At 71.9% G+C, this 15,646-nt stretch carries 16 protein-coding genes; 4 read left to right on the top strand and 12 right to left on the bottom strand.

What is annotated here, in order from left to right; all coding sequences use genetic code 11:
- Window positions 1-108: 108 nt before the first annotated feature.
- Complete coding sequence (locus OHA37_RS39875) at window positions 109-960, top strand: shikimate dehydrogenase family protein (protein ID WP_266914327.1); 852 nt, start codon at window positions 109-111, stop codon at window positions 958-960.
- A gap of 81 nt (window positions 961-1,041) precedes the next feature.
- On the top strand, window positions 1,042-2,436 hold the full coding sequence (locus OHA37_RS39870) for a class II 3-deoxy-7-phosphoheptulonate synthase (RefSeq protein ID WP_266914325.1): 1,395 nt from the start codon (window positions 1,042-1,044) through the stop codon (window positions 2,434-2,436).
- Window positions 2,437-2,524: 88 nt separating this feature from the next.
- On the opposite strand, the gene OHA37_RS39865 is transcribed toward OHA37_RS39870, so the two are convergent.
- The 12 genes from OHA37_RS39865 to OHA37_RS39810 form a co-directional block, all read right to left on the bottom strand.
- Window positions 2,525-3,184, bottom strand: coding sequence for a 4'-phosphopantetheinyl transferase family protein (locus tag OHA37_RS39865; RefSeq protein ID WP_266914323.1), 660 nt, complete (start codon window positions 3,182-3,184; stop codon window positions 2,525-2,527).
- Window positions 3,181-4,023 carry a metallophosphoesterase family protein gene (locus tag OHA37_RS39860; protein ID WP_266914321.1) on the bottom strand — a complete coding sequence of 281 codons (843 nt, stop codon included), beginning with the start codon at window positions 4,021-4,023 and terminating at the stop codon, window positions 3,181-3,183. The genes OHA37_RS39865 and OHA37_RS39860 overlap by 4 nt, the downstream gene beginning before the upstream one ends.
- Entirely contained in the window at window positions 4,020-4,247 is a 228-nt protein-coding gene (locus OHA37_RS39855) for a hypothetical protein (RefSeq protein WP_266914319.1), read from the bottom strand. The genes OHA37_RS39860 and OHA37_RS39855 overlap by 4 nt, the downstream gene beginning before the upstream one ends.
- A gap of 129 nt (window positions 4,248-4,376) precedes the next feature.
- Window positions 4,377-5,162, bottom strand: a complete 786-nt coding sequence (locus OHA37_RS39850; RefSeq protein WP_266914318.1) for an ABC transporter permease — start codon at window positions 5,160-5,162, stop codon at window positions 4,377-4,379.
- Window positions 5,159-6,178, bottom strand: coding sequence for an ATP-binding cassette domain-containing protein (locus OHA37_RS39845; protein WP_266914316.1), 1,020 nt, complete (start codon window positions 6,176-6,178; stop codon window positions 5,159-5,161). Before OHA37_RS39845 ends, OHA37_RS39850 begins: the two co-directional genes overlap by 4 nt.
- Window positions 6,179-6,258: 80 nt before the next feature.
- A complete protein-coding gene (locus tag OHA37_RS39840) occupies window positions 6,259-7,110 on the bottom strand; it encodes a DUF4097 family beta strand repeat-containing protein (RefSeq protein WP_266914314.1) in 852 nt (283 codons plus the stop codon).
- A gap of 97 nt (window positions 7,111-7,207) precedes the next feature.
- Window positions 7,208-7,738 carry a toxin-antitoxin system HicB family antitoxin gene (locus tag OHA37_RS39835; RefSeq protein WP_266914312.1) on the bottom strand — a complete coding sequence of 177 codons (531 nt, stop codon included), beginning with the start codon at window positions 7,736-7,738 and terminating at the stop codon, window positions 7,208-7,210.
- A 579-nt stretch (window positions 7,739-8,317) separates the two neighbouring features.
- Complete coding sequence (locus OHA37_RS39830) at window positions 8,318-8,878, bottom strand: CGNR zinc finger domain-containing protein (RefSeq protein ID WP_266914310.1); 561 nt, start codon at window positions 8,876-8,878, stop codon at window positions 8,318-8,320.
- A gap of 53 nt (window positions 8,879-8,931) precedes the next feature.
- The gene (locus OHA37_RS39825; protein ID WP_266914308.1) at window positions 8,932-9,600 is read right to left on the bottom strand and encodes a TetR/AcrR family transcriptional regulator; all 669 of its coding nucleotides are present in this window, start codon (window positions 9,598-9,600) and stop codon (window positions 8,932-8,934) included.
- A gap of 82 nt (window positions 9,601-9,682) precedes the next feature.
- On the bottom strand, window positions 9,683-11,338 hold the full coding sequence (locus OHA37_RS39820; RefSeq protein WP_266914306.1) for an AMP-binding protein: 1,656 nt from the start codon (window positions 11,336-11,338) through the stop codon (window positions 9,683-9,685).
- Entirely contained in the window at window positions 11,335-12,147 is an 813-nt protein-coding gene (locus OHA37_RS39815) for a class I SAM-dependent methyltransferase (protein ID WP_266914304.1), read from the bottom strand. Before OHA37_RS39815 ends, OHA37_RS39820 begins: the two co-directional genes overlap by 4 nt.
- 215 nt (window positions 12,148-12,362) lie before the next feature.
- On the bottom strand, window positions 12,363-13,325 hold the full coding sequence (locus tag OHA37_RS39810) for a helix-turn-helix domain-containing protein (RefSeq protein WP_266914302.1): 963 nt from the start codon (window positions 13,323-13,325) through the stop codon (window positions 12,363-12,365).
- A 257-nt stretch (window positions 13,326-13,582) separates the two neighbouring features.
- Between OHA37_RS39810 and gap the strand changes: the two genes are divergently transcribed.
- Both gap and OHA37_RS39800 read left to right on the top strand, forming a co-directional pair.
- Window positions 13,583-14,590 (top strand): type I glyceraldehyde-3-phosphate dehydrogenase, encoded by a 1,008-nt coding sequence (gene gap, locus OHA37_RS39805; protein ID WP_266914300.1) that lies wholly within the window; start codon window positions 13,583-13,585, stop codon window positions 14,588-14,590.
- A 74-nt stretch (window positions 14,591-14,664) separates the two neighbouring features.
- Entirely contained in the window at window positions 14,665-15,579 is a 915-nt protein-coding gene (locus OHA37_RS39800) for a pyridoxamine 5'-phosphate oxidase family protein (RefSeq protein WP_266914298.1), read from the top strand.
- Window positions 15,580-15,646 lie beyond the last annotated feature (67 nt).

Here is a 15,646-nt window from a genome sequence, read left to right as displayed (position 1 = left end):
ACCCCCCCTATATGGGCCCTGTATTGACGACCGCAGGGCATCGGGGGTAGGGGTGTGGGGTTCAATGCGAAGGTAATTCCAGGCCCTCTATTCCACCGGAGGAACTCGATGGAAAATTCGGTAAGGTCCGATCCGGGGATTTCCGGAAGAACCAGGCTGTTCGCCGTTCTCGGCGATCCCGTGGAACAGGTCCGGGCCCCGCACCTGCTCAATCCGCTCTTCTCCTCGCTCGGAATCGACGCCGTACTGGTTCCGGTGCACGCACCGGTCGGGCATCTGGGCGAGGTGGTGCGCGGACTGCAGCGCGCCCGCAACGTGGACGGGCTCCTGGTGACCGTCCCGCACAAGGACGCGGTACGGCAGTTCGCCGACGTGCACAGCCCCGCCGTGGAACTGGCGGGCAGCTCCAACGCGCTGCGGCGCGGCGCGGACGGCCTCTGGTACGCCGAGAACTTCGACGGCGCCGGATTCGTGGCCGGTCTGGAGGCGGCCGGCCACGCGCCCACGGGCCGACGGGCGGCCCTGGTGGGCGCGGGCGGCGCGGGGGGCGCGATCGCCGCGGCGCTGACGATCGCCGGCGTGGAGCGGCTGGAGGTGTTCGACACGGATGCGAGGCGGGTGCAGACGGTCGTGGACCGGATGTCGCGGTACGCGCCGGGGCGGGTCGCCGCCGGTACGCCGGCCGGACTGGGCGCGGCGGAACTCGTGGTCAACGCGACGCCGATGGGGCTGCGGGCGGACGATCCGCTGCCCTTCGACCCGGAAGCGCTGGCGGACGGGGCGGTGGTCGCGGACATCATCATGAAGCCGAGGGAGACGCGGCTGCTGCGGGCGGCCGCCGCACGGGGCCTGCCGGTGCACCACGGGCACCACATGCTGGCGCACCAGCTGGAGATGTACCTGGACTTCTTCGGGCTGCGCCGCCCGGCCCTCTCCGGCATCACGGCCCACGGCACCTGAAACCCGGTGGGCACCGCCCGGTTCGCGGGCAGTGCCCGCCGGGTTCCCGGCGCGTGGCCGGGTGCTCCTTACCCTGCGCGCATGAATCCGACCATCGGCGACGCGGCGACGGCAGGGCTGGCCCCCGTACCGCGGTTCCCCGAAGACATTGACGCCAAGGTGGCCGCCGCGCTGGCCCGGCCTGCCGCCCAGCAGCCCGAGTGGCCCGACCCCCGGATCGCCTCGGCCGCGCGGGACACCCTGACGAAGCTGCCGCCCCTGGTCGTTCCGGGCGAGGTGGACCGGCTCCAAGGCCTGCTTTCCGAGGTGGCCCGCGGGCGGGCGTTCCTGCTGCAGGCCGGGGACTGCGCGGAGACCTTCGCGGGCAACACCGAGTCCCACGTCACCGCGAACATCCGCACCCTGCTGCAGATGGCCGTCGTCCTGACCTACGCGGCCAGTGTTCCGGTGGTCAAGGTCGGCCGGATCGCCGGCCAGTACGCCAAGCCGCGGTCCAACTCCACCGACGCGCTCGACCTGCCCGTCTACCGGGGCGACATCGTCAACTCCCTGGAGCCGACGCCCGGCGCGCGGGTGCCCGACCCCGACCGGATGCTGCGCGCGTACGCCAACTCGGCCTCCTCCCTCAACCTGGTCCGCGCGATGGCCGGCTCCGACCTCGCCGACCTGCGCCACGTCCACGACTGGAACCGGGACTTCGTCCGCACCTCGCCGGCCGGCGAGCGCTACGAGGCCCTGGCCGCCGAGATCGACCGCGGCCTGGCATTCGTCTCCGCCGCCAGCGCCGACCACAACTCGCTGCACACCACGGACATCTACTCCAGCCACGAGGCACTGCTCTTGGAGTACGAGGACGGCCTGCTGCGCTGGGCGGCCTCGGCGCAGGGCGAGCGGCGGCTGTACGGTCTGTCCTCGCACTTCCTGTGGATCGGCGAGCGCACCCGGCAGCTGGACGGCGCCCATGTCGCCCTCGCCTCCATGCTCGCGAACCCGATCGGCCTGAAGCTCGGCCCGGGCACCACCCCGGAGCAGGCCGTCGAGTACGTGGAGCGGCTCGACCCGCACAACGTCCCGGGCCGGCTCACGCTCATCACCCGGATGGGCAACGGGAAGGTCCGCGACGTGCTGCCGGCGATCGTGGAGAAGGTCGAGGCCTCCGGCCACCAGGTCGTCTGGCAGTGCGACCCCATGCACGGCAACACCCACGAGGCCGCCAGCGGCTACAAGACCCGCCACTTCGACCGGATCCTCGACGAGGTCAAGGGCTTCTTCGAGGTGCATCACGCGCTGGGCAGCCACCCGGGCGGTCTGCACATCGAGCTCACCGGCGACGACGTCACCGAGTGCCTGGGCGGCGCGCAGGAGATCGACGAGGAGGCCCTGGCGCAGCGCTACGAGACCACCTGCGATCCGCGGCTCAACCCGCAGCAGTCGGTGGAACTGGCCTTCCTCGTCGCCGAGATGCTCCAGGCCTGACGCACCCCTTCGGAAAACGGGAGAGGGGGGTATCCGGATCGCTCCGGATACCCCCCTCTTCGCTCGCGCCGCCGGCCCGGCCCCGCGGTCAGCCGTCCGCGACGGTGATCGCCGTCAGCAGCAGTCCGCCGGTCGCGCTCCACTTGCCGTCCAGGCTGTCGTACCAGCGTCCGCCGACGACGAGACCGGGCACGAGCAGCCGGGCCCGGAAGGTCCCCTCGAACGGGTCGATGGTGATCGCCGCGTCGGAGAAGTCCAGCCGGACGCCGGTGGCCGGGAAGGTCGCCTTGTAGACCGACTCCTTGGCGCTGAACAGCAGCCGGTCCCAGGCCGTCTGGGGCCGGGCCCGCAGCAGCCTGCGGACGTGCGCCTGTTCGCCGGGCAGCGCGATCGTCTCCAGCAGCCCGTCCACGAGGGGCTCGGCAGGCTCCGCGTCGATCCCGATCGCGGTGACGTCCCGGTCCCGCGCGACCACGCTCGCCCGGTAGCCCACGCAGTGGGTCATGCTGCCGACGACCCCGGCGGGCCACTGCGGCGCGCCACGGGTCCCGGGCAGCAGCGGCACCGGTCCGAGGCCCAGGTCGGCGAGCGCGCGCCGGGCGCACACCCGTACGGTGGTGAACTCGCGCCGTCTGACGGGCACGGACCTGGCCACCAGCTCCGCTTCCTCGGCGAACAGGAACCCGCCCGGCGGGTCCCCGAACTCCTCGGCGAAGGCGACGGCCGGGGGGAGCAGGGATGCGATCACGGGCCACCTGCCGTTTCCGGCAGGATCTGGACGGGCCAGGGGCGCGCGGATCCGTACATCTTTCGCTCTCTGGGATAGCCGAGCGAGACCTCCTCGAAGCGCACCCCGTCGTGCCAGGTGGTGCGCGGGATGTGCAGGTGCCCGTAGACCACCGCGCGCGCCCCGTACCGGACGTGCCAGTCGTCGGTCGCCTCGGTGCCGCACCACTGCGCGAACTCCGGGTGGCGCAGGATCGCGGTCTCGTGCCGCCGCAGCGGGAAGTGGTTGACCAGGACCACGGGCAGGCCGGTGCCCAGCGCGTCGAGCCGCTCCCGGGTCTGCGCCAGCCTGGCCCGGCACCACGCGTCCCGGGTGGGGTACGGGTCGGGGTGCAGCAGGTACTCGTCGCTGCACACCACGCCCGCCCGCTCGGCACGGGCCAGGGACTCCTCCTTGGTGGACGTGCCGGGGACGCGGAAGGTGTAGTCGTACAGCAGGAAGAGCGGGGCGATGACGGTGGGATCGCCCGTGCCCCGCCAGACCGCGTACGGGTCCTCGGGGGTCAGCACTCCGACGGATCGGCAGAACTCGACGAGGTGGCGGTAGCGTTCCACCCCCCGCAGCGGGTTCGGGTCCTTGGGGTGCGTCCACAGCTCGTGGTTGCCCGGGGCCCAGATGACCTGCGCGAAGCGGCCGGCGAGCAGAGCCAGCGCCGATTCCACCTCGGCGGCTATTTCTCCCACGTCGCCGGCGACGATCAGCCAGTCGGCATCGGACGTGGGCCGTACGTCCCCGAGCACCGACCGGTTCTCCCGGTACGCCACGTGCAGATCACTGACCGCCAGAAGGCGCCCACTCATTCGGCGAGGTACGAGAGGCGGCGCCAGGCCGGCACGGCGGAGCCCGCCGCGTCCGCCACGGCCAGCGCGGGAGGCGGACCGAAACGCGGTCGTATATTGCCCGTGAAAATGCCGATGACCGCGTCGAGCGCCGCGGAGAGGTCGCTTCCGGCCTCGGACGCCGCATCCTCCGACGGAATGCCACGGTCCCATACGGCAATGGAGTCGGATGGTCGAGCGGGCATTATTACCCCTCCTGGCAGGCCGCGGACTTACAACTACCGAAAATGTAGGAGTTTCGTCCGGGCCGGGGATCCCCTAATTCACCCCTCACTTCGGGGGTCGGGGCCGAGGCGGTGCTCGACCCCGCGCCGCTACTTCGGGTCGCCGTTGAACTTGGCGGCCGACCAGAAGTACCCGAGGACCGCGAGGCCCAGGCACCAGGCGACCGCGATCCACCCGTTGTTGCCGATCTCGCTGCCGAGCAGCAGCCCGCGCAGGGTCTCGATGGCCGGGGTGAACGGCTGGTACTCGGCGATCGGCTGGAACCAGCCCGGCATCCCCTCGACCGGGACGAAAGCGCTGGACAGCAGCGACAGCAGGATCATCGGCAGTGCGTTGTTGCTGGCGGCCTCGGCGTTCGGGCTGATCAGCCCCATGCCGACGGCGATCCAGGTGAGCGCCAGGGCGAACAGTACGAGCAGGCCGAACGCCGCCAGCCACTCCAGGGCCGTCGCGTCCGTGGAGCGGAACCCGATGGCGACGGCGACGGCGCCCACGAGGACCACGCTCGCGATCGACTGCAGCACGCTGCTGATGACGTGCCCGATGAGCACCGCGCCGCGGTGGATCGCCATCGTGCGGAAGCGGGCGATGATCCCCTCGGTCATGTCGTTGGAGACGGACACCGCGGTACCGATCGTGGTGCTGCCGATGGTCATCAGCAGCAGGCCCGGCACGAGGTAGGCGATGTAGTCGGAGCGGCTGCCGCCGCCGATGCCCGCGCTCATCACGTCGCCGAAGATGTAGACGAAGAGCAGCAGCAGCATGATCGGCGTGAGCAGCAGGTTCAGGGTGAGGGACGGGTAGCGCCGCGCGTGCAGGAGGTTGCGGCGCAGCATCGTGGACGAGTCGCGGACGGCGAGGGCGAGGGAGCTCATCGGACGTTCTCCTTGGACTGGTTGGGCAGGGTGGACTGGCCGGGGCGCGGGTCGGTGCCGGTCAGGGCGAAGAACACGTCGTCGAGGTCGGGCGTGTGCACGGTCAGCTCGTCCGCCTCGACGCCGGCCGAGTCCAGCCGGTCGAGCACGGAGCGCAGCGCGCGCTGGCTGCCGTCGCTGGGGATCTGCAGCGCCAGCGCCTCGTCGTCCCGGGTGACCTCGCCGAGCGCGGCGGTGGCGGACCGGTACGCGTCCGGGTCGGAGAACCGCAGTCGTACGTGTCCACCGGGGATCATCCGCTTCAGCTCCTCGGCGGTGCCCTCGGCCGCGATCCTGCCGTCGTTCAGCACCGCGATGCGGTCGGCGAGTTCGTCTGCCTCCTCCAGGTACTGGGTGGTGAGGAAGACCGTGACGCCGCCGGTGACGAGCTCGCGGATGATCTGCCACATGTTGTGCCGGGAGCGCGGGTCGAGGCCGGTGGTCGGCTCGTCGAGGAAGATGATCCGCGGGTCGCCGACCAGGGTCATGGCGATGTCGAGGCGGCGCTTCATGCCGCCGGAGTAGGTGGAGGCGGGCTTCTTCGCAGCGTCGGTGAGGTCGAAGCGCTCCAGCAGTTCGGCGGTGACCCACCGGCCCTCCTGCTTGGACAGGTGGTGCAGGTCCGCCATGAGGAGCATGTTCTCCTCGCCGGTGATCAGACCGTCGACGGCGGAGAACTGTCCCGTGACCCCGATCGCCGCCCGCACCCCGTCGGCGGAGGCCGCGATGTCGTGGCCCGCGACCTGGGCCTGTCCGCCGTCGGCGGTGATGAGCGTGGACAGGATCTTCACGACGGTGGTCTTGCCGGCTCCGTTGGGACCGAGCAGCGCGAAGACGGAACCGGCCGGGATGCTCAGATCGATGCCGTCGAGGACGGTCTTGTCACCGTAGGACTTGCGCAGACCGACGCTGGAGACGGCGGCCGGAGACGGGTGACCGTCCGCTCGACGTGATGTGGGCATGACAGAAGAAGGCATGAGGCCCTCCATTCGAAGGCTGAAGTGACGGGGGGGAGAGCGAGTCGGGCGAGGAGGAGCGGGGCGGTCAGGCCGGGCGGTCAGGCCCCGGCGGCGACGGCGCGGCGGACGTCGATGTTGCCGTACTTCGTCCGGGCGCGGACCTTGACGGTGTCCGCGCTCCCCTCCGGGCTCCCGGACGCGGTGAGCGTGTTGCGCACCTGGCCGGAGCCCGAGCTGACGTCGAGCCAGGCGGCCGTGCCCTCGCGGACGCCGACCTCGATGGCCCCGTAGGAGGTCTCCAGCTCCACGGTGCCACGGGCGACTTCGCCCACCCGCAGGGTGCCGTGGGCGGTCTTGGCGGTGACCGAATCCTCGGCGCGCCGGATCTCGATGTCACCGTTGGCACCGCTCACCCGCAGCTCGCCGATGGCGGCGCCGACGGTCGTGGTGCCGTGCGAGTTCTTCAGGACGGCCGGCCCGTCGACGAAGCCGAGGCGCAGACTGCCGGAGCTGGTGGTGATCTCGGTCGCGCCCTCGGCCCGGTCCACGGTGATCGAGCCGTGCGACGCGGTCAGCTTGAGCGGCCCGGTCGTGTCGAGGCGGACGTCGCCGGACGAGGTCTTCACCCGGACCTCGCCGAGCCGGCCCTCGCCGAGCACCTGGGTCCAGGAGCCGGTCGTGTCGATGTTCGAGCCCGTGGGCAGTTCCACCGTCACGTCGACGATGCCGGGGCGGCCGAACGGATTGGACTTGGGCGTCCTGACGGTCAGCACACCGCTGCGGTACGCGACCTCGGTCTGCTCGGCCGCCCGTACGTCCTTGTCCCGCTTCGGGTCCCGGGGCTGCACCTCGACGACGGTGTCGAGGCGGTCGCCCGCGGTGAACTGGATGGAGCCGGCCTCCACGTGTGCGGTGACCGAGATCGCTTCGGAGGTGTCGAAAGAAGGCATGGCTGTCCCGTCCTCTTGAGTCTTCTGGGCGTCCCCGCTGGTGGGACGTGGTGTGGGAGAACTGATGCGGTGCGGTTGCGGTGCGGTGTGGCGAGGGCTAGCGCACCCAGCCCGTGAAGCTCTGCCCCACGCTCTGGGACTTCTCCGCCGTACGCGGCCTGGCACCCGGTTCGACCGCGGCCGACACGGCGCGCACCAGCCACGCGTTGACCGACAGGCCCTCACGGCTCGCGGCCTCCTCGGCGCGGGCCTTGAGGTGGGCCGGCAGCCGCAGGTTGACGCGGGCGGTGCCGCCCTCGTCGCCGTCGGCGGACGCGTGCGGCGCGAGCGGTTCGGCGAACGGAGCGGCGGCGGTGGCCGGCTCCACGGGGGCGTGGCTCTCGCCGGCCGGCACCGTCACCACGAACTCGGGGTCGAGCCCGCGCAGTCGTACGTCGACCGAGCCGGGGGCGAGTTCACGGGTGATCTCGTCCATCGCGGCGGAGAGCACATTGAGCAGGGTCAGCCGGGTCGCCGACTCCAGGGGAGCGGTGAGCCTCTCGGCCAGCTTGCGGGCTTCGTCGCCGCCGGCCTCGGCGGCGACGGCGAGCTCTTGGCGGAGGGTGGTGACGTAGGGCGTGAGGTCCATGTCCCACAGCATGGCACAGACATGGCGCCATGTCGAGCCAATGTGGCACCACTCCGCACCGTGTCGACATCACCACCCACAAACACGCTGGTCAAAGCGATGGCACCACCCCGCGCCACAGTGACACCATCCGACACCACCACGACGCGGGCAAGTCCCCCACCCACCCTTAGCCCGTTCCCCGGGGCTCCGCCCCGAACCCCGCTCCTCAAACGCCGGAGGGGCTGGATTCCCCAGCCCCTCCTGACGCCAGCCAAAATCCCACCCCTCCCGCCTCCACATGCGAGCCGACCCCGGCCAAGATCCAGCCCCTCCCGCCTCCACATGCGAGCCGACACCGGCCAAAATCCAGCCCCTCCGGCGTTTGAGGAGCGGGGGTCCGGGGGCTGGCCCCCGGCAACGGCGCCGTACTCGGCAACGGGTCCGGGCGGAGCCCGGGGAACGGTGGAAGGGCGGGTAGGGGACTCCGCGCCGCGCAGCGGCACACCCCGCAGCCGGGCCGGACCGGCCCGGACCGGCCCGGACCGAACCGGGGCACACGCAGCCCGCAGGGCAGCTGAGGAGCAGACGGCGCAGCCGTCAGGACACGGCCGCGGTCCGCCGCGCGTAGTGGCGGGCCGCCTTCGCCCGATTGCCGCAGCCCGTACTCGTGCACCACCGCCGAGTGCCATTGCGGCTGACATCGTGGAACCGCAGCCCACAGCTCGGGTTCGCACAACTGCGCACCCGATCCCCCGCAGTGCTGAGCAACCGGAGGTAGTCCGCCGCCGCGAGGTACCCCAGCAGGCGCCCCGAGTCGGGCGCCTCCAGCCGCTCCACGGGCCCGCCGGCCGTGAGCAGCCGCCGGATGCGGCCCGCGTCGAGCAGCCGGTTGAAGGCGTCGAGCGCCCCCGGCCCCGCGTCGGCGCGCCCGGCCACACCGGCCAGCGCGGAGCGGGCGGCCCGGGCGGCGGCCAGGGTGGCCCGGTCGGCACACAGCTCGCCGCCGGCGTACACGGCGGCCACCCGGGACCCGGCCAGCCAGCACGCGAGGCCGGCGGTGGAGTCCAGCAGGTCGTGGCGGCCGTACCGGTCGTGCCAGTGGGTGTTGAGGAGGTCCAGGCTGAGCGGCTCCCCGGTCAGCGGACGCGGATCGGGCACGGCCGCCCCCACACCCGCCCCCGTACCCGCACCGGCCCCCGCACGGTCCACGCTCATCCCCGCGGCCCGAGTCGCACGGGTTCGGGGGCGGCCACGAAGGCGCAGTACGGCGACGAGCCCTCGGCCCGGTACAGCTCCACGGCCTGCGGCGCCGCGAGCATCCCCGGCAGGATCAGCTGCCACAGCCGGGTCAGGTGTCCGCGCAGCGGCCCGCAGGAACGGCCCGGGCGGTGTTCTTCCCCGCGCAGGCACACGTCCATCCCGATCAGGGAGTACACGAGCTGCGCGGCCGTCCCCCAGGGGTCGGCGGCACCGGCCAGGGCGTCGGCCAGTTCCTCGCGGACGGCATCGGTCCAGGAGACGCTGCCGTCGGGGTAGTGCATGAACTCCCGGGTCAGCCGCGAGCCCGCCCGTACGACGGGGTCGTGCCCGAGCCGCCCGGCGACGGCGTGCGTCATGTCGACGGCGGCCTGCAAGGGCCGGATCCCGCGGTGCGGTACCGCGCCCAGCGCGCCGACGATCGCCTGCCGGGCTTCGGTGCGCACGGCCCTGACCAGGTCGTCCTTGGCCGGGAAGTGGTACATCAAGGCGCCCTTGGTCACTCCCGCGGTGGTGCAGATGACGGCGAGCGAGGCCCCTTCGTAGCCGTAGAGGTCGATGGCCTTGGCGGCGCCGTTGATCAGAGCCCGGCGCGTCCGCTCGGCTCGCTCCTGCTGCGCCATGGGCGCTCCTCGTGCGTAGGGGATGGAGCCGTACGGGTGGTGCGGTTCGGGCGGGCCCGCCCGAACCGCACCACCCGTACGGTCAGGCCGCGGAGCCGGCCGGGACGGAGGCCAGGCTGTCCTCGAAGCTCTTGCGGAGCTGGGCGCGGCGGAGCTTGCCGATGCCGGTCTTGGGGATCTCGGACCGGTCGACGGGCAGCAGGTGCGGTACGTCGACGCCGAGCCGCTCGCGGACCCGCTCGCGGATCCGCTCGCCCTGCTCCCCGGTGAGGGCGCCGGTGCGCGGGCTGAAGAAGACGGCGAGCTCCTCGGGGCCGCCGGGCTCGGCGGTGACGAGGGAGGCGACGGTGTACGAGGGCTCGATGAAGTCGAGTTCCTCGACGGCGGCCTCGATCTCGTGGCCGTGGTAGGCGATCTCCCCGAGCTGGATGACGTCGTCGGTGCGGCCGGTGACGGTGAGGATTCCGCTCTCCACGTACGCCAGGTCGCCGGTCTTGAACCAGCCGTCGTCCGTGAAGGACTGGCGGTTCTGCACGGGGTTGTCGTAGTACCCGGAGGTGATGGTCGAGCCGGTGACCTGGAGCCGGCCGGTGACGCCCCACGGCACGAGCGCGCCGTGCTCGTCGACGACCCGGATGCGGGTGCCGGGCTGCGGGCGGCCGACGGGCACGTAGCGGTCGTCGCCGGCTGCGGCTTCGGTGAACTGGCAGTCGGCCACGCCGGCCGTGGTCTCGGACATGCCCCAGCCCGGGAACATGGCGGTGGCGGGCAGCCCGTAGGGGGCCAGCAGGTCCAGGAAGCGGCGGACGACGCCGGAGCGGACGGCCTCGCCGCCGTTCATGATGTAGCGCAGCGGGCTGAGGTCCCAGCCGCGGCCCTCGAAGCGGTCGGCCTGGTCGTTGACGAGCACGAAGGCGAAGTTGGGCGCCCAGGTGGTGTCGGCCCGGTGGGCGGAGACGGCGTCGAGCCAGCGCAGCGGGTCCTCCAGGACCCACTGGATCTTGGCGTGGACCTGGGCGCAGCCGAGGAAGACGTCGCGCGCGTGGAACATGATCAGCCCGCCGATGTGGTCCAGCGGCATCCAGTTGAAGGTGCGGGTGTCCGCGTCGAGCTTGTTCACGCGGGAGGTGGCGGCGCTGCGCGTGAGGATGTTGCGGTGGGTGAGGGTGACGGCCTTGGGCACGCCGGTGCTGCCGGAGGTGAGCAGCAGGACGGCCGGGTCCACGGCGTCGGGCTCGTGCCAGGCGAGGTCCGGCTCGTGGGCGCTGCGCAGGCCCGCCACGTCGCCCAGGTGGGCGGCGCTCCAGCCGGCGTCGGCGGTGACGGCGGGCGCGAGCTCCTGGCCGGTGCCGGTCAGGACGCGGGGGCGGCCGTAGCCGGCCCAGACACGCTCCAGCAGGCCGGGGCCGTTGACCGCGTCGGCGCTGACGGGCAGCGGCAGGAAGCCGCCGAGGACGCAGCCCCAGAAGCCGGCGAGGAGGTCGGCGTCGTCGGCGGACTGGAGGATGATCTTCTCGCCGATGGCGGCGCCGGAGGCGCGCAGGCCGGCCAGGACGCGCGAGGCGTCGTCGAGCAGCTCGCAGTAGCTCTGGTGGACCTCGGTGCCGTCGGCGCGGATGTACGTCACCCCGCGGCCGTCGCTCTCGCCGACGGCGCGGACGAGGGCGGCGCCCAGGTGCGCGACGCCGGTTTCGGGGGCGGGCCCGCCGTCGAGCAGCGATATGCCGGTGCCGGTCATGCCTGGTTCTCCTCTTGCTGAACGGTGTCGGACGCGGTGTCGCCCGCGGTGGCGGCGGGGGTCGCGGTGGCCACGATGACGAGCGGGCCCCGGCCGTGGAAGGGCGCGGGCTCCTTGCGGAAGCCGCCGTACTCGGCCGTGATGGTCAGGCCCGCCGCGGCCAGCAGTTCGCGCACCTCGGGCCCGGTCAGGACGGCCTGGTCGAAGAAGTTGTCGTACATGGCGACCGTGCCGTCCGCGGTGCGGACCAGCAGGGTCTCCTCGTTGCGCCAGTTCGCGGCGTGCGCGTTGATGAACTGGCGGGCGAGGCGGGTGATGAGCACCCCGTCCCGGCGGTGGTGGCCGACGCTGTTGGGCTGGAAGGAGTCGACGAAGTTCAGCAGGTGGCCGAACTCCAGGACGACCTGCCCGCCGGGGTTCAGCAGCTCGCGCACGGAACGCAGGACCGCCGGGAGCTGAGCGCGCTCCAGGTAGTTGAGCGTCATGAAGAGGCTGTACACGAGGTCGTAGCGCTCGTCGGTGCGGTACTCCTCGGCGCGGGCCTCCACGTAGGAGATGTCCTCGCCGCCGGCGGCGAGGGCGTACTCCAGGAACGCGGCGCTCTGGTCGACGCCGGTGCCGCGGTGGCCGCGCTCGCTCAGGGCGCGCAGGTTGGAGCCGGTGCCGCAGCCCAGGTCGAGTACGGTGCCCGCGTCGGGGAGCAGGGACGCGAGGAACTCCGTCTCGGCGTCGAGGTTGCGGAAGTCCTTCCGCATGATCTCGTAGTACTCACCGGGGAATTCGAAGCTCGTGCCGGTCAAATCCGTCATCCTCCTCGGATGTCAGTGCGCGTCGGTCGTCGGTGCTCGGCGGTACTCGTCGGTCGCCGGTGCTCGGCAGCGCCCGGCGGCGCCCGGCGGCGCCCGGGCTGGTGGGCGCTGGCCTGAGCTGGTCGGCCTGGTGGACGCTGGTGGGCGCCCGTGGACGCCGGTGGGCGCCCGTCGGCGCCGGTCGGCCTGGTCGGCCTGGTACGGCGGCCCCTCCCCTAGGTGGGCACGGCCTCGCGCATGGTCCGGTAGCCGCGCGGGGTGAGGCCGTACCGGTCGCGGAAGAGCCGGCTGAAGTGCGAGGCCTGGTAGAGCCCGGACCGTTCGCCGATCACCCCGACGGGCAGGTGTTCGAGCCGCGGGTCGCGCAGCTCGGAGCGGCAGCGGGCGAGCCGCTCGTCCCGGATCCACCGGGCGGGGCTGGTCCCCTGCTCCTGGAACATCCGCTGGAGGTAGCGCAGCGAGACGTTGTGGTGCTCGGCGATCGCCTGCGGGGTGAGCTCGGGGTCGGAGAGCCGTGCCCGGATGTACGACTGGATGGCCAGCATGAGGTCGTGCCGGGCCACTTCGTCCTCGGCGGCGACATTGCGCAGCCGGTCGGCGAGGACGGCCGCGGTCAGGCCCGCCACGGTGGCGCCGACCCGGTCGACGGCGGAGTGGATCTCGGTGCCGTGGTCGTGGAGTCCGGCGAGCAGCTGGGAGAGCAGGGCGCCCGCGCCCATCCTTCCGCACCAGCCGGTGGCCGTGAGCTTCGCGGTGTCGCCGGCCGACATGCCGAGGTGGCGGTGCGGGAGCTGCACTTCGACCAGGTGGAACGGCCGGGGCAGCAGGAGGCGGTACGGGCGGCTGGTGTCGCAGCAGATGATCTGCGGGCCGCTCGCCTGGCCCCGGCGGCCGTCCTGGTGGACGTGGATCTCGCCGGCCAGCGCCCGGAACACCCGCAGGGACTCGGAGGGGTCGGGCCGGATGTAGCGGCCGGGGCGTATGGCCTCGTGGGCCTCCCCGGTGACGAGGGAAATGGTGACGTCGCCGTACTCGCGGCGGACGGTGGTCCCGTACACGGACTCGCCGTGTGTGCGGATGACCCGCGCCGTGCAGTTGGCGGGCACGGCGGGCGCGGCGAGCGCTGGACTGCGGTCCGGCACGAATGCGCTCGGCATGCGGAGGGGCAGCATGTCCATCGTTCTCCTCGCTCCGGGAAGCGTCGTGTCATGACAAGCGAGCCCATACAAACATACCTGCATGCAGGTACTCGCATGCCATCAGATGTTCCAATCAAAAGGGCCTCACCTCGACTTCTGTGCGCAAACAGGCCATGAACAGGCGCATTTACGCAAGCCAACCGACAGGTCGGCCGGTACAGTTGAGGACGAGGACTGGCCGGACAACGCGGCTTCACGTGCGGTCATGGATGTAGTTTCCGAACGAGGGGTATCACGTGACGATCAAGGTCGGCATCAACGGATTCGGCCGCATCGGCCGCAGCTTCTTCCGCGCCGCCCTTCAGCGGGGCACCGGCCTGGAGGTGGTCGCCGTCAACGACCTCACCGACGCCGCGACGCTGGCCCATCTGCTCAAGTACGACAGCACGCTCGGCAAGCTCGGCCACGACGTCCGCGCGGTCGAGGGCAACCTCGTCATCGACGGGCGCACCATACGCGTGACCGCCGAGCGCGACCCGGCCAAGCTGCCGTGGGGCGAGCTGGAGGTGGACGTGGTCATCGAGTCCACCGGTGTGTTCACCGACGCGCACAAGGCCCGGGCCCACCTGGAGGCCGGTGCCCGCAAGGTCATCATCAGCGCGCCCTCGAAGAACGAGGACCTGACGATCGCCTTCGGCATCAACGACGACCTCTACGACCCGGCCGTGCACGACATCGTCTCCAACGCCTCGTGCACGACCAACTGCCTGGCCCCGCTGGCCAAGGTCCTCGACGACGCGCTCGGCATCGAGCACGGCCTGATGACCACGGTGCACGCCTACACCTCGGACCAGAACCTCCAGGACGGTCCGCACACCGATCTGCGCCGCGCCCGCTCGGCGGCGACGAACACCGTGCCGACCACCACCGGCGCCGCCAAGGCCATCGGCCTGGTCCTGCCGCAGCTCAAGGGCAAGCTCGACGGGTACGCGCTGCGCGTGCCGATCCCGACGGGCTCGGCCACCGACCTCACCGTGCGCGTGGGCCGCGCGACGACGGTCGAGGAGGTCAACGAGATCTTCGCGAAGGCCGCCGAGGGCGCTCTGGCGGGCATCCTCACCTACACCGACGAGCCGATCGTCTCCAGCGACATCGTCACCGACCCCGCGTCGTGCATCTTCGACTCGGGTCTGACCAAGGTGATCGGCGACGGCCGCCAGGTCAAGATCGTCGGCTGGTACGACAACGAGTGGGGCTTCTCCAACCGTGTCGTGGACACCGCCCTGCTGATCGGCGCCCGCTGACCGGCGCCCCGTAGACGGGCGCCCGCCGACGGCACTCCCGTCGGCCGCGGCGCCCGTCCCGACCGGAGGTTCCCGTGATCAAGACCCCCCATCACGAGGGTGAACAGGCCGTCCAGAAGCAGGCCGGCGAAGGCGGTCCCGGCTGGGGCTCGCCGATGTTCGACGACGTGATCCAGCCCGGCTTCGACCAGTACCTGATGCGCCAGCGCATGCTCTTCCTGGGCGGCGCCGACGCCACGGGCGCCATGTGGTCCTCCCTGGTCACGGGCGACCCCGGCTTCGCCCTGCCCACGAGCCGGCGCACGATCACGCTCTCCTCCCTCCCCGTGCCCGGCGATCCGCTCGCCGGGGCCTTCGCGGAGACGGCCGACATCGGGCTGCTCGCCCTCGAACCGCACACGACGACCCGGATCCGGATCAACGGCGTGGCGCGGCGCGAAGGGGAGTCCCTGCACATCCGTACCGAGCAGGTGCTGGGCAACTGCCCCAAGTACCTCCAGGTACGGGTCCCGGTCGCGGACGGGCCCGCCACCGCGCCCCGGGAGACCCGGGACGGCGACGCGCTCACGCCCGAGCAGGAGAAGTGGATCACCGGGGCGGACACCTTCTTCATCGCCAGTCAGGCCGACGGCTACGGCGCGGACTCCTCGCACCGGGGCGGCGACCCCGGTTTCGTCACGGTGGCGGGACCGCGCAGGCTCGTATGGCCCGACTACTTCGGCAATTCCTTCTACATGACCCTGGGCAATCTGCAGCTCAACGAGAACTGCGGACTGCTCTTCCTGGACTGGGAGTCCGGCCACACCCTGCAACTGACGGGCAAGGCCCGGATCAACTGGGCCGAGGGGGACCGGGCCGATGTGCCCGGAGCCCTGCGGATGTGCGAGTTCGACATCGAGCGTGTGGTGCAGATCGACGGGGCGACCCGGCTGCGCTGGGCGTTCGGCGGTCCCTCGCCCTACAACCCGCCGGCACCGGCACGGGGCTGATCCCCCTCAGCTCCGCGCCGTCCCCCTCGCCCGGTCTCCCCTGGTCACCGTCCGGCCGTGCCGCCTC

The sequence above is a fragment of the Streptomyces sp. NBC_00335 genome (genome assembly GCF_036127095.1).
GTDB lineage: Bacteria > Actinomycetota > Actinomycetes > Streptomycetales > Streptomycetaceae > Streptomyces.
This window is presented reverse-complemented; position numbering and strand designations above follow the sequence as displayed.